The sequence below is a fragment of the Cryobacterium sp. AP23 genome, from assembly GCF_054075385.1.
Genome location: NZ_CM133415.1, coordinates 3,963,547 through 3,975,979, shown reverse-complemented (window position 1 = coordinate 3,975,979; position 12,433 = coordinate 3,963,547). Strand labels below are relative to the sequence as shown.

The 12,433-nt window shown below is 68.5% G+C and carries 14 protein-coding genes and 1 tRNA gene; 5 read left to right on the top strand and 10 right to left on the bottom strand.

Annotated features, from left to right (window positions below; translation table 11 throughout):
* On the bottom strand, positions 1 to 2,010 hold the full coding sequence (gene phoA, locus ACU5E9_RS18765) for an alkaline phosphatase (protein WP_456811398.1): 2,010 nt from the start codon (positions 2,008 to 2,010) through the stop codon (positions 1 to 3).
* A gap of 436 nt (positions 2,011 to 2,446) precedes the next feature.
* On the opposite strand from phoA, the gene ACU5E9_RS18760 reads away from it, so the two are divergent.
* Positions 2,447 to 2,902: a MarR family winged helix-turn-helix transcriptional regulator gene (locus tag ACU5E9_RS18760; RefSeq protein WP_456811397.1), complete on the top strand. Its 456-nt coding sequence runs from the start codon at positions 2,447 to 2,449 to the stop codon at positions 2,900 to 2,902.
* Positions 2,903 to 2,937: 35 nt separating this feature from the next.
* Here ACU5E9_RS18760 and ACU5E9_RS18755 read toward each other — a convergent pair whose 3' ends face one another.
* The 8 genes from ACU5E9_RS18755 to ACU5E9_RS18720 all read right to left on the bottom strand — a co-directional run bounded on the left by ACU5E9_RS18755 (position 2,938) and on the right by ACU5E9_RS18720 (position 8,910).
* A complete protein-coding gene (locus ACU5E9_RS18755) occupies positions 2,938 to 4,176 on the bottom strand; it encodes an acyl-CoA dehydrogenase family protein (RefSeq protein WP_456811396.1) in 1,239 nt (412 codons plus the stop codon).
* Positions 4,177 to 4,289: 113 nt separating this feature from the next.
* Positions 4,290 to 4,742, bottom strand: a complete 453-nt coding sequence (locus tag ACU5E9_RS18750; RefSeq protein ID WP_456811395.1) for a pilus assembly protein TadG-related protein — start codon at positions 4,740 to 4,742, stop codon at positions 4,290 to 4,292.
* A gap of 8 nt (positions 4,743 to 4,750) precedes the next feature.
* Complete coding sequence (locus ACU5E9_RS18745) at positions 4,751 to 5,242, bottom strand: hypothetical protein (RefSeq protein ID WP_456811394.1); 492 nt, start codon at positions 5,240 to 5,242, stop codon at positions 4,751 to 4,753.
* Entirely contained in the window at positions 5,211 to 5,621 is a 411-nt protein-coding gene (locus tag ACU5E9_RS18740; RefSeq protein ID WP_456811393.1) for a TadE/TadG family type IV pilus assembly protein, read from the bottom strand. Before ACU5E9_RS18740 ends, ACU5E9_RS18745 begins: the two co-directional genes overlap by 32 nt.
* Before the next feature lie 6 nt (positions 5,622 to 5,627).
* Entirely contained in the window at positions 5,628 to 5,813 is a 186-nt protein-coding gene (locus ACU5E9_RS18735; protein ID WP_456811392.1) for a hypothetical protein, read from the bottom strand.
* A 75-nt stretch (positions 5,814 to 5,888) separates the two neighbouring features.
* A complete protein-coding gene (locus ACU5E9_RS18730; protein ID WP_456811391.1) occupies positions 5,889 to 6,833 on the bottom strand; it encodes a type II secretion system F family protein in 945 nt (314 codons plus the stop codon).
* Positions 6,821 to 7,681, bottom strand: a complete 861-nt coding sequence (locus ACU5E9_RS18725; RefSeq protein ID WP_456811390.1) for a type II secretion system F family protein — start codon at positions 7,679 to 7,681, stop codon at positions 6,821 to 6,823. Before ACU5E9_RS18725 ends, ACU5E9_RS18730 begins: the two co-directional genes overlap by 13 nt.
* A complete protein-coding gene (locus ACU5E9_RS18720) occupies positions 7,678 to 8,910 on the bottom strand; it encodes a CpaF family protein (RefSeq protein WP_456811389.1) in 1,233 nt (410 codons plus the stop codon). The genes ACU5E9_RS18725 and ACU5E9_RS18720 overlap by 4 nt, the downstream gene beginning before the upstream one ends.
* A gap of 144 nt (positions 8,911 to 9,054) precedes the next feature.
* Between ACU5E9_RS18720 and ACU5E9_RS18715 the strand changes: the two genes are divergently transcribed.
* The 4 genes from ACU5E9_RS18715 (at position 9,055) to ACU5E9_RS18700 (ending at position 11,454) form a co-directional block, all read left to right on the top strand.
* A tRNA-Leu gene (locus ACU5E9_RS18715) sits at positions 9,055 to 9,136 on the top strand.
* Between the two features lie 131 nt (positions 9,137 to 9,267).
* Positions 9,268 to 9,930 (top strand): biliverdin-producing heme oxygenase, encoded by a 663-nt coding sequence (locus ACU5E9_RS18710; RefSeq protein ID WP_456811388.1) that lies wholly within the window; start codon positions 9,268 to 9,270, stop codon positions 9,928 to 9,930.
* A gap of 3 nt (positions 9,931 to 9,933) precedes the next feature.
* On the top strand, positions 9,934 to 10,584 hold the full coding sequence (locus ACU5E9_RS18705; protein WP_456811387.1) for a DedA family protein: 651 nt from the start codon (positions 9,934 to 9,936) through the stop codon (positions 10,582 to 10,584).
* A 135-nt stretch (positions 10,585 to 10,719) separates the two neighbouring features.
* Positions 10,720 to 11,454, top strand: coding sequence for a DedA family protein (locus ACU5E9_RS18700; protein WP_456811386.1), 735 nt, complete (start codon positions 10,720 to 10,722; stop codon positions 11,452 to 11,454).
* A gap of 40 nt (positions 11,455 to 11,494) precedes the next feature.
* Here the strand turns inward: ACU5E9_RS18700 and ACU5E9_RS18695 are convergent, their stop codons facing one another.
* Positions 11,495 to 12,415 (bottom strand): cation diffusion facilitator family transporter, encoded by a 921-nt coding sequence (locus ACU5E9_RS18695; protein ID WP_456811385.1) that lies wholly within the window; start codon positions 12,413 to 12,415, stop codon positions 11,495 to 11,497.
* Positions 12,416 to 12,433 lie beyond the last annotated feature (18 nt).

Here is a 12,433-nt window from a genome sequence, read left to right as displayed (position 1 = left end):
CTAAATGACGCCGTGACGTCGACGACGAACCACGATCAGCGCGCCACCGGCGGCGAGGAGCAGCGCGGCCGCGCCCAGCAGCGGGGCGAACTCCGCGCCGGTGGCGGCGAGGACGCCGCCGACGGCCGTGGCCACCCCGGCCGATACACCGCTCGTGGGACCGGCACCCCCGCCCGCACCGGCCGGCGCCGCCGTCGGCGTGGCGGAGGGGGTCGCAGACGGGGTCGCCGTGGGAACATCCGTCGGGGCAACCGTGGGAGCAGCCGTCGGCGATGCCGTAGGAGCACCCGTCGGCGTCGGCACCGCGACAGCGGCGGAAACGGTGAGCGCGGCAGAGACCGAGGCGCCGGTCTGCGCGCCCGTCAGAGTCACCTGGTACTCACCGGGTTCGGTCGGAGCGGTGCCGGTGAAGACCGCCTGACCATCGATCACGTCGGCGACACCCAACGGGTCGGCCGAGGCGGAGGTGCCGACCTCACCCGTTGCCCGCCAGTCGGCGGCAAGGCCGGCGCCCGTCGCGGTGAAGCCGGCACCGGGGGCGACCGTGGCCTGGTCGAGAGTGACGGTGGCACCGGCACTGAGGGAGACCAGGTCGGTGTTCAGCTCCAGCGCGTTCGCCGAGGTGAAGAACAGGTCGGTCTGGTCGGTCAGGCCGAGCACGTTCGCTGCGCCGGGTCCGTAACCGGCGATGCGCACCTGGGATCCGGTGTGCTGCTGCGATTCCCCCGCTTCGGCGGTGCCGTAGCTGACCAGCATGGTCTGACCCTCTTCGGTGGTCAGCGCGACGCTGAGCCCGGGCGGGGTGGAACCGACGATCTGGCTGGTGTGGGCGTGGTCGGCGGTCACCACGACAAGGGTGTTGCCGTCGGCCTCGGCGAAGGCGAGGGCGGACTGCACGGCCTCGTCGAGGTCGACGGTCTCGCCAATCTGACCGCAGGCATCCGCGGCGTGGTCGCGCTTGTCGATGCTGGCGCCCTCAACCTGCAGGAAGAAGCCCTGCTCGGTGTCGGCCGAGAGCAGGTCGATGGCCTTGTCCGTCAGGGTGGCCAGCGACAGGCCGGTGTCCAGCCGGTCGGGGTTCGCCGTGCAGGACTCCGGGGCGAGGTCGGCGCCGCCGACGGTGGCTTCCGGTCCGACCCAGCGGGTGGGGAAGTTGCCTTCGGTGAACAGTCCCAGCAGTGGTGCGTTCTGGTCGGCTGCCGTAACCGCAGCGAGGCCGGCCGCGTCGTCCACCAGCTGGTAGCCGCGGTCGGTGGCCTGCTCGAAGAGCGTCTGACCGGCCCAGTCGCCGGCGACAGCCGACTCGGCGAAGGTCGCGGAACCGCCACCGAGCACCACATCCGGGCGCAGGGTGAGCAGCTGCTCGGAGATGGACCCAAGCCCACCGTTCTCCAGCGCCTCCGAGGTGCAATCCACGGAGGTCGCCACCGGGCCGTAGCAACCGCGGGCGGAGATGTGCGCGACCTCGGCACCGGGGGTGGCGTCCTGGATTTCGGCGGTCGACACGTTCCCGGTGCGCAGCCCGTTGGCCTTGGCCAGTTCCAGCAGCGTCGACTGCGGGGCGCCGTTGATGTCCACCGAGAGGGAGCCGTTGACAGTCTTGGTGCCGGTCGACCAGCCGCTGGCGGTGGATGCCGATTCCGACGCGTAATTCGTGGTGCCATCCTCGTTGAGCGAGTAGGTCGTGTACTGGCCGGTCAGCGGCAGCGCGTCGATTCCGGCGAGCTCACCGGCGGCGCCCTCGGCGTAGTTGCGGGCCACGGTGATCTCGCTGTCGCCCATCCCGTCACCGATGAGCAGGATGACGTTCTTGGCCGGACCGTCGACGATCGATTCGCGGATGGCGGCGGTCTGGTCCCCGTCGTTGCGGGCGGCACCGCCGTGGTCGTCGGTGGCGGCGAACGCACCGGTCGGAGCGAGAATGCCGACGCCGGCGATGAGGCCGGTCGCGGCGACCATCAGCGCGCTGCGGCGCCGAGGGTTCGTGGACGAGTTGGACGCACGGTACACGCGGATCTCCCTGAGAGTGGTGTGTGAGTGGTATGGGCGGCACTGGCTGCGGACCGACCCGGATCAGTCAAAGGGGGCAGCGCAGACGGGGCGTGAACCGCCGATGAACAGCAGGTCAACCTTGCCGCTGGCCTCAGGACACACCGACTATCCCGCACCGGCGGCGCATATTCGAGCTGGCCGCGTCGGGCCCCACCGCTCCCCCACCCTCCGCCGCTAAACTCTCCAGCGAGGCCATTCACCACCAGGAGCGGCCGCGCTGGAGGAGATCACGCTGGATACTCACGGTTCCGAGGACCCACACGGATCCGAGGCCGCTGTGGGAGGCGGTGACCGCGGGCACCCGACTAATCCCGGCACCGGAATCGGCGATGCGCTTTCGCCCAACGGCGCCTACGACTACTCCGCCGAGTTCACTCAACTCGCGGTTGATCTGGTGCCCGAGCTCGACGCCGAGTCAATGCTGCTGTTCGTTCTCCTCGCGCGCGTGGCACGCGTCACGTCATACGACTTCGAATCGACTGTGCACCGCCCGGCGGCGCTGAACTACTCGTCATTCTTCATTGTGGCGCTGCTGGCGGTCGACGGACCGATGGAGGGATCTCGACTTGCGAGCGCGAGCGGCATGAGCAGGGCGGCCGTGTCGGCAATCACCAAAACACTTCACCGCGACGGCTGGGTTCTACGCGCACCGTCGCCCCGGGATGGACGCTCCGTGGTGTTCAGCCTCAGCCCGGAGGGACACTCCCGTATTCCCGGGCTATTCCGCCGGCTCAACACGCGGGAACAGCAGTGGTCGGGCGCGCTCTCCCCCGCTGATCGCTCCGAGTTCGTGAGGCTCCTCCGCCAGCTGGCCGGCGGAGCCCCACCCGACATCCACTCTCGCGCCTGACCTTCGCCTAACCGCCGGAAGCGCTGTTCGGGAGCTCATTCTGAGGCAGTGCTGAGCAGTGCGCCCCCGTGCGCGACGGCAACCGCAAATGGGTGGAACCGGCCGTGCGTGCGCAGGGTGGAGACATCGCGGAAGTAGCGCTGCACGCGGGTACCATCGACCACGCGCAATGTGCCGATGTGCTCAAATACCGCGTCGACTGCGGTCTCTGCCAGACGCATCGCAGACGTTCCGAGGCCCGCAATCTGGGTCAGTTCCATTTTGGTCACCGCGACCCCGGTGGTCAGCTGTCGCCGACCGGCGGCCGTGTAGGCATCCACGGCCGCGTAGACCAGGGCTTCTGCAGCATCGGCCCGCGCCGAAGCGACACCGAGCGTGTGTTGGAACGCGGGGTCGTCAGACTTTGCCGAGCCACGCAATTTGTCGGTACCCGACTTCACCACCGCGGTGAATTCTTCGATACCGGCGCGCGCGGCCCCGACCGCGACAGCGGCAAGGCCCACCGGGTGATAGGCCTCGAGGCGGCCGAAGTAGAGCCCGTCGTTGTGCAGGGTCACCCCGCCCGGAATCGTGGTCACATCATCACCGATGCCCGCGATCACCCAGTCGGCAGGAACGAATCGTTTCGTGAACCGCACAGTGTTGCTGCCCGATGCCTTCATGCCGAACGAGCCGCGCCAGTCATCCAACACCTCGTAGCCCTCCCGCGCGATGAGCAGCGTCACGTAGTCCGGGGCGGCCGGGTCAGCATCCCGCACCGGAGACGAGATCATCACGTGCGTCGAGTATGGCGACCCGGAGCTGAACGGGTAGTCGCCGTCGATGACGTAGCCGCCGTCAACGGCGCGCACGTCACCCGGGCGGGCGAACTGGTGCGGTGCCAGGAACGAACCGCGACTGAGCACTTCGCGCTGCACTTCTTCGGGCCAGTGTGCGGCCACGGTGGTGGTGTGCTGCGCCGCGAGCGCAAAACTCCACCCGCTCCCGGGATTGCCCGCCGCGATCTCAACTATCACGGCCATCAGCACCGGCAGAGGAAGCTGCAGCCCGCCGTATGTACGGGGGGTAGTGATGTCATACAGGCGACTCTCGAGCATCTTCTGGTGGATGCCGGCCGAGTAGATTCCGCGCGAATCCGCGGCAGTCTGATCCTCCCGCAGGTCCTGTCGAAGCTCGCGTGCCGCAGTAATCACGAGCTCCGCGTTCCGCCGGTCAGCTTCCGTCTGGAGCGAAAGGTCGGAGAGCAATGTGGGGACGTAAACAGGAGATTTCACAGCACTTCTTTCGAGAGAGGGCGGTCGGCAAAACTAGTCAAAGGTTTTACTAACTCTAGTGGTTGGCCTGAGATTGGCGATGCCTGTCATCGCGTGGGCCAGCGGAATGGAGGTCAGTGAAAGACCGACCGGGCCACCGCCGTGACCTGCACGGGCAGACCGTCGGGCACGAACAGGGTGAGCACCGGCGGCTGCCACCAGGCCTGGAGGGTGACCGTTGCACTCTGACCGTCCACGGTGTCGGCGCGGGTGAGCACCACGTTCTCCACTCCCGGATGCGGGGCCACCGCCAGGTAGGCCGAGGCCGCGGCACGGATCTCGGGGGTAGTGAGGGCCGCGTGCAGCTCGTCGCCGTTGATCGCGACGGAGTCGAGGGCGAACGATTCGGCACCGGCGAGCGCCGCACCGTCCGCGAGGGTGAAGAGCTTTTTGCGCTCCAGGTAGAGGCTCGTGGCGGCGACCACGATCAGTACCACCAGCAGGGCAAGGAAGCCGTAGAAGATCGTGAGGAGCAGGGTCGACCCTTCCTCGTCGTGGCGTAAGCGGCCGAGCACCCCGGGTCGCATCGGCGGCCTCATCCTCCGTGCCAGAACCGGGACACGGTCTGCGTCGCCGACGCCTCGAGCGGGATCGTGCCACCGTGGGACTGCGTGAGCACGGCGGGCACGAACGGCAACACGACGTGTATCCGCACCGTCACGGTCACGACGCTCCGTCGGGCGAGGCAGACCGGACCGGCCGTGCAGCCGATGCTGACCTCTGCCGTGGCCGCATCAATGCCGTAGTCGGCCAGACCCACCAGCACGGCCCGTTCGGCACGCGCCTCGGCGTCGGCCGGGGTTGGCGCCAACACGTACACTCGCGCAGCCTGCCGCGCCGCCCCCTCTGCCGCGAACGCGCCGCCCTGCAGCACCGACATCGCCAGCACGAGGTAAACCAGCGGTACGAGCAGGATGAGCCCGACCGTGATGAACTCCAGCGACGCTGAACCCGCATCGCCGGCGAGCACCGCCCGCCACGCCGGCGGTCGACGCTTACTCGCCCGCCAACCCCTCCACGGCCGCATGTCCTTCCACCTCCAATCCGCGTTCCATACCCAGCAACCCGAACAGCGGCAATGGTGCCACGACCCGCACCCGCACCCCGGGCGCTCCGGCGATGTCGGCGTAGCTGGCCGAGACATCCGCGGCGTAGGCCGGCCCGAGCGCCGCGGTGATCAGGTCCCGGCTGCGTGCGGCGCCCTCATCAAGGCCGCTGTCGGCCAGGGCGGCATACCGCGCCCCCTCCGCCGCGGCATCGAGCACCGTGTTCCGGATGTGCAGCGCCAGTGCCAGCTGCAGCACCGCCAGGGTGAGCGCGGTGAGCAGGGCGGCCACCATGACGAACTCGGCCAGCACCGAGCCGCGATCGGCGTCGCCCGGCGGCCAGCGCCAGCGCACGGACATGGCCGGCTAAATGCCGCTGACCCGGTCGATGGCCTGCTCGAAGATGCCACTGAGCGCCGGACCGGCCAGCCCCCAGATGATCATGACCAACCCGGCGGTCATCAGGGTGATGAGCACCCAGCCGGGTACGTCGCCCCTCTCGTCGTGCAGTCCGGCACGGATACGGTCCAGCAACTGGATGAAAAGTCTCACGGTGTCCTGCTTCCTCCTGGGTGGTGCACGGATGGTGCGGGATGGGTCTGGTCGGGTGGGTCTGGTCGGGTGGGTCTAGAAGCCGGCCTGCAGCACGAACAGGCCGGGGAAGATCGCGAACACGATGGTCATGGGCAGGATCAGGAACACCAGCGGGACCATCATCGCCACCTCTTTCTTGCCGGCGGCTTCGAGCAGATGGCGTTTGGCCTCCTCGCGGCCGTCCTGCGCCTGCGCGCGGAGCACCTCGGCGAGCGGAGAACCGCGATCAATCGCCCCGACGACCTGGTCCACGAACCGGGTGAGTGAGGTGAGGCGCATCCGGCGGGACAGTTCGGTGAGCGCCGTGGTGACGGAGACCCCGGCGTGCACGTCGCCGATCACGCCGGCGAACTCGCGCGAGAGCTCCCCCGACGTGCTGCGCGCCACCCGGCGGAGGGCATCGAGGATACCTTCGCCGGCCGCGAGCGAGAGGGTGAGGAATTCGAGGATGGTGGGCAACTCGCTGTCCATCCGGGCGAGGCGGGCCGTAGCGGCACGCTTGAGCTGCACGTCCCGCAACACGACGCCCGCTGCGGCCGCGAGTCCTGGCGTCGCCACCTGAACCACCAGCGGCCAGCTGCGGCCGAGCGGAGTGCCGAGCACCGTGAGTAGGGCGGCGGCCAGGCCCAGCAGCCCCCAGACCAGTTGCTCGGAGCGGAACGCCTCGACCGTCCGGATCGAGCCGGACTGGCGCAGCCGGCGTTCGATGACGTCGGCGCCGCCGAGCACGCCAGCCAAGGCCTGGGCGAGCGCGTCGAACACCGGCGAGAACAGGGTGCCCAGCACCGGGATCGGGTCGACCGAACGCCGTCCCACGAATACCCGGGCCTCAGCCGAGACATCGAGCAGGTAGGGCGCCAGCCGGTTCGCGAGCCGGGGCCGGCTCAGCCGCGGGGTGAGGCTCACGAGGGACCAGAGCCCGATGCCGAGCACCGACCCGAAGAACGCTCCCCAGGCGAGCGCGGTCACTGGAACCACCGGCGTTCCTCTGGGAGACGCCCCAGGGCGAGCATCACCCGGTAGGCCAGTACCGACACGGTGAGACCGCCGAGGATGACGACGGTGCCGGCAGTGGTGTTGAACGCCTGCGCGGCCTCGGGCCGGGAGCTGATCAACACGAGCACGATCCACGGCGCTGCCACCCCCAGCCGGGCGGCATTGACCACCCAGGATTGCTTGGCCTCCACCTCGGCGCGCACCGCGGCATCCTGCCGCAACCAGCTGGACAGGCTGCGCAGCACCACGGTGAGGTCGCTGCCGCCCACCTCCCTGGCCATTCGCAGCGTCTCCAGCAACCGGTCGGCGAACGGGTCGGCGAGGGATGCCTTGAGCCGGTCGACGCTGTAACCGAAGTTGCCGGTGGCCCGGTATTCGCGTTCGAACTCGGCGAAGGCGGTACGCGTGGCCATTGGGCCGGCCTGCGCCAGGCTGCTCACGGCATCGGGCAGAGCCAGGCCGGAGCGCACCGCCGAGACGAGGTGGTCGACCACGTCCGGCCAGACGGCGCGGTTGAGGCGGCGGCGTGCCCTGGCCCGCCACAGCACGATCAGGGTGGGCAGGATCAGCCAGACCACCCCGGCGACGACGGTGAGGGCGCGCACGCCAAGCACCGCCTCGGCGAGCGCCGCCGCTGCCACGGCGAGAACCGTGGAAAGGGTCGCGAACACCGACAGCGGCAACGTGCCGAACCCGGCCTGGGCCAGGCGGGCCCGCCAGCCGGCCGCCAGCCGGCCACCCCGGGTGCCCGGCCGGCTGGCCGGCCACAGCAGCGGTGCGCTCATCAGCACCAGCCCGGCTCCGAGCAGGCTGCCCAACAACAGGATCATGCCGCTCCCCTCCGCAGCACCTCGGCGGGGTCCAGGCCCGCGGCCCGGAACTTGGCGAGTTTGGTGGGGAAGCCGCCGGTGTGTTCGAGCACGCCGTCCTTCATCAGGAACAACGGACTGGCCTCGATGGTGGACCCGGTCAACTGTCCGCTCGGCGCGATGATCTCCGTCACCCGACGGCGGCCGTGCCGGTCGATCTCGCAGTGCACGACGATGTCGATGCATCCGGCCACGGTGGGCAGCACGAACGCGGAATCGATGTTCCGTCCGGCCAGCAGCGGCAGGGTCGACAGCTTGCCGAGCGCGTCCCTGGCACTGTTGGCATGGATCGAGCACATGCCCGGGAGTCCGCTGTTCAGCGCGATGAGCAGGTCGAGGCTCTCCGCCTCGCGCACCTCCCCCACCACCAGCCGGTCGGGCCGCATCCGCAGCGACTCCTTGATCAGGCGGCGCAGGGTGATCTCGCCCGCACCCTCCAGGCTCGGTTGCCGGCATTGCATCGCCACCACATCACGCGCGCCAACACTCAGTTCGAACGTCTCCTCCACGGTCACGATGCGTTCTGTGCGGCGGGTGGCCGACAGCAGGGCGTTGAGCATCGTGGTCTTGCCGGTATGGGTGGCCCCGGAGACCAGGATGTTCTGCCCGCCGCGCACGCATACCCGCAGGAAGTCGGCGGCCGGCTGGGTCAGTGCGCCAAGGGCCACGAGTTGGGTGAGGTCACGGATGCGGCGGGTGAACTTGCGCACGTTCACCGCCCAGTGCTTCTGGGTGATGTCGGGGATGACCACGTGCAGCCGGGACCCATCGGGCAGGGAGGCGTCCACGAACGGCGACGACAGGTCGACCCGACGGCCGGAGGCCTGCAGCATCCGCTCGACCAGGTCACGCACTTCGCGCTCGGTGAGCACCATCGTGGTCAGCTCCGGCACGCCGTCCCTGGCGATGAAGACTCGGGTGGGTGAGTTGATCCAGATCTCCTCGATCTCGGGGTCGTCCAGGAACGGTTGCAGCGCCCCGAACCCGGTCAGGGCGGCGACCACTTCCCTGGCGGCCTGGAACTCGTCGGCGATGAGCGGCATCGACCCGCCGAGCGCCCGCTCGCTGTAACGGCGCACCTCGTCGCGCACGTACTGGTCGGCCAGGCCGACATCGGCGCCCAGGTCGACGCCGTCGCGGCGCACACGCATCCGCACCTGCTCGGTGATGATGCGCACAGCCTCGCTCATGAAGGACAGCCTGCGTCAGGAACGGTGCAGCGCGTGCAAGTTATCCACAGGCCGGGATCTGGTGGGCCGGAAACCCTTGCGACTCGGTGCTCGGAGCCCGACCGGCTACGTCTGACGTGCGCCCTCTAGACTGGATCCGCACTCGCGGGAGTGGTGAAATTGGTATACACGCAGGTTTTAGGTACCTGTGCCGGAAGGCGTGAGGGTTCAAGTCCCTTCTCCCGCACCGACGGGCTTCGGCTGTCGGCACTCAGATGCCGTCCGATTCCGCTGCACACCGAGAATCCCCCCAATTCCGACGACCGCCAAGCGGTTAAGTTAGGATTGCCTTACTCGTCCTCCAGCAGATCGGTTCTCATGCCCGCGACCCCAGCACGCACCGAGCACAGCATGGACCAGCAGCCGAGTCTGGCCGATTACCTCCGGGCCAGCTCCAGCAGCCAACACCGGGACACCGAGACCCGCTCATTCATCACCGAACTGATGAGCGGCGCCCTGTCCCTCGCCGACTACACCCGGTACCTCGGCCAATACGCCTGGGTCTACGAGGCCCTCGAGCAGCTGGTCGACCGGGTCTCGCAGGTGGACCGCAGCGAGATCTTCGACCCCGCGCTGGACCGCCTGCCGGCCATTGAGAGTGACCTGGCCGCCCTCGGGGTACAGGACTGGCGGCGCGAACATCCGCCCCTGCCGTCCACGACGGCGTACATCGCGCACCTGCAGTCGCTCACCAGCGCCGACAGTGTGCGTTGCCTGGCCCACCACTACACCCGGTATCTGGGCGACCTGTCCGGTGGCCAGGCCATCGCGGCCCTCGTCGCCCGGTACTACGGGGCGGCCCCTGAGCAGCTGGGGTTCTACCGGTTCGACGCGATCAACAACATCGTGCAGTACAAGCGTGCCTACCGCGACAAGCTGAACGCCCTGTCGCTTCCGCCCGCCGACGTGGACACCCTCGTCGCCGAGGTCGATGCGGCGTTCACCTACAACGGCGCGGTCTTCGACGGGTTGGCGCGCTAGCCGATGTTGCGCGCCGCGGCACTGGACGGCCAGCTCAGCGATTTCGTCGCGAGCGCGGGCGTCGTGGTGTTCTACCTGCTCGTCTGGGGGCTCGTGTTCGCCGGCACCGCCCTGTTTCTCGGGGTGTTCATCCCGTTCATCACCGGCGACTCCCTCTTGTTCGGCGCCGGACTGGTCGCCGCGTCCACGTCCAGCCTGAACATCGTCGTGCTCGCCGTGGGTGTGGGGGTGGCGGCGTTCCTGGGCGACCAGGTGGGCTTCCTGCTCGGCCGGCGCTACGGTCGCGGGTATCTCGATCGACGCGGCGGCCGGCGCACCCAGCAGATGATCGTGAAGACGGAGTCGTTCTACCTCAAATACGGCTGGTGGGCCGTGGTTGTGGCCCGGTTCATGCCGTGGGCCCGGGTGTTCGTCCCCGTTGTCGCGGGAGTCGGCCGGATGAACTACTACAAATTCCTCTCCAGCAACCTCGTCGGGGCGCTCGCCTGGGGTGTCGGCATCACCCTCACCGGGTACTACGCCGCCGCGATCCCCGGTGTGAAAAGTGCCGCTTACATCATCGCCGGGTTCTTCATCACGGCGTCGATAGTGTTCGGTCTGCGGACTTGGCTCGCCGACCGTGCCAACAACCGCGTGGAAGCGCGAAAAGGGTAGGGATACCTCCAACACATTGGGGGGTTAGCCCACCCCTTCATCAGGCCTTCCACAATCAGAACGCGATAACCTGTAGCGACGCACGTGATCAACGCCGACCGGCCGATCTAGCCGCCGACGACTGGAGTTTTCTTCGTGATTAACACCGCACTCATCCCGTGGCTCGACCCGGAGATCCTCATCAACGGCTTTGGGCCGTGGGCGTTGCTGGGTGTGTGTGCGATCGTCTTCGCCGAGACCGGCCTGCTCATCGGTTTCCTCCTCCCCGGCGACACCCTCCTCGTCATCACCGGCCTGTTCGTCTTCTTCGACATCATCAAGATCGACATCTGGTGGGTGGCCCTGGCGATCGGTGCCGCGGCCTTCCTCGGCGGTGAGGTGGGGTACCTCATCGGCCACCGCCTGGGCCCGCGGGTGTTCGAACGCAAGGAATCCGGCCTGTTCAGCGTGAAGAACGTCCAGCGCACCAACGCGTTCTTCGTCCGCTTCGGCGGTTTTGCCGTGATCGCGGCCCGCTTCGTGCCGATCGTGCGCACCTTCGCCCCGGTCGCCGCGGGCGTCGGGCACATGGACTACCGCAAGTACAGCCTGTACAACTTCATCGGCGCCATGATCTGGGGCGCCGGGCTCACCTTCTTCGGCTACTTCCTCGGTTACATCCCGCCGCTGGCCGACTTCGTGCGCGACTACATCGACCTGATCCTGCTCGGCGCCGTGGTGGTCACCCTGATCCCCACCATCTACCACTACATCCAGTCCACCGTGAAGGCCCGCCGCGAAGCCCGCGCTGGCGGCACCGTCGACCCGGACAAGCTCGTGCTCGACCCGGAGACCTTCGACACGAACAACGACGGCAAGCACGAGGGCTGACCCGACCGCCGGGCCGCACACCTCCGCCGGTCAGAGGCGATCAGCGGTGCGAGTGGTGCTCGTGTTCCGCATCCGCCGCATGGTCGGCGGGTTCGAGCTGGAACGTGGAGTGCTCGACGTCGAAATGGTGTGACAGGCACTCGGAGAGTTCGCTGAGCAGTTCGCCGGACCGGCCGGCAGCCAGCAGTTCGGGCTCGACCACGATGTGGGCGCTGAACACGTGCGAACCCGAGGTGATCGCCCACACGTGCACGTCGTGCACCGCTACGACCCCGGCCGTGCCCTCCAGGTGCTCCCGGATGGCGCGCACATCGGTGTCTGCCGGTACCGACTCGCTGAACACCTGCACCACGTCGCGCAGCAGGCCGAATGCCCGGGGCACGATCATGGCGGCGATCACGAGCGACGCGATGGCGTCGGCCTGCGCGAACCCGGTTGTGAGGATGACGACCGCGGCAACGATCACGGCGACCGAGCCCAGCGCATCCCCCAACACCTCGAGGTAGGCGCCGCGCATGTTGATCGATCCGGCGGCGGCCGGGCGTAGCAGCAGGATCCCGACGATGTTCGCGACCAGGCCGATCACGGCGACCACGAGCATCGGCCCGGCGAGCACCTCGGCCCGATCGCCGGACGCTAGCCGTCCGATCGCGCCGGTGACGACGAAACCGGCCACCACGAGCAGGATCAGCCCGTTGATCATCGCGCCGAACACCTCGGCCCGCTGGTAGCCGAAAGTCTGTCGGTCGGTGGCGGGGCGCGCGGCGACCACCGTGGCGGTGAGCGCGATGATGAGCCCGGCGAGGTCGGAGAACATGTGGCCGGCGTCGGCAAGCAGGGCCAGGGAGCCGGTGAACCAGGCCCCGATGATTTCGATGATCAGCACCGACGCGACCAGGCCGATCACGATTGACAGGCGCGCGCGATTGCGCGTCGAAGCGGATGCGTGATCGTGGCCCATGGTTCAACGCTACGAGCC

What these genes read in the sequence shown, in the direction of transcription:
- ACU5E9_RS18750 (WP_456811395.1), bottom strand. Translation starts at nt 4,742, where the DNA reads ATGCGACCCGGGGTGCTCGGCCGCTTACGCCACGACGAGGAAGGGTCG.
- ACU5E9_RS18745 (WP_456811394.1), bottom strand. Translation starts at nt 5,242, where the DNA reads ATGCGGCCGTGGAGGGGTTGGCGGGCGAGTAAGCGTCGACCGCCGGCG.
- ACU5E9_RS18740 (WP_456811393.1), bottom strand. Translation starts at nt 5,621, where the DNA reads ATGTCCGTGCGCTGGCGCTGGCCGCCGGGCGACGCCGATCGCGGCTCG.
- ACU5E9_RS18725 (WP_456811390.1), bottom strand. Translation starts at nt 7,681, where the DNA reads ATGATCCTGTTGTTGGGCAGCCTGCTCGGAGCCGGGCTGGTGCTGATG.
- ACU5E9_RS18720 (WP_456811389.1), bottom strand. Translation starts at nt 8,910, where the DNA reads ATGAGCGAGGCTGTGCGCATCATCACCGAGCAGGTGCGGATGCGTGTG.
- ACU5E9_RS18710 (WP_456811388.1), top strand. Translation starts at nt 9,268, where the DNA reads ATGCCCGCGACCCCAGCACGCACCGAGCACAGCATGGACCAGCAGCCG.
- ACU5E9_RS18705 (WP_456811387.1), top strand. Translation starts at nt 9,934, where the DNA reads ATGTTGCGCGCCGCGGCACTGGACGGCCAGCTCAGCGATTTCGTCGCG.
- ACU5E9_RS18695 (WP_456811385.1), bottom strand. Translation starts at nt 12,415, where the DNA reads ATGGGCCACGATCACGCATCCGCTTCGACGCGCAATCGCGCGCGCCTG.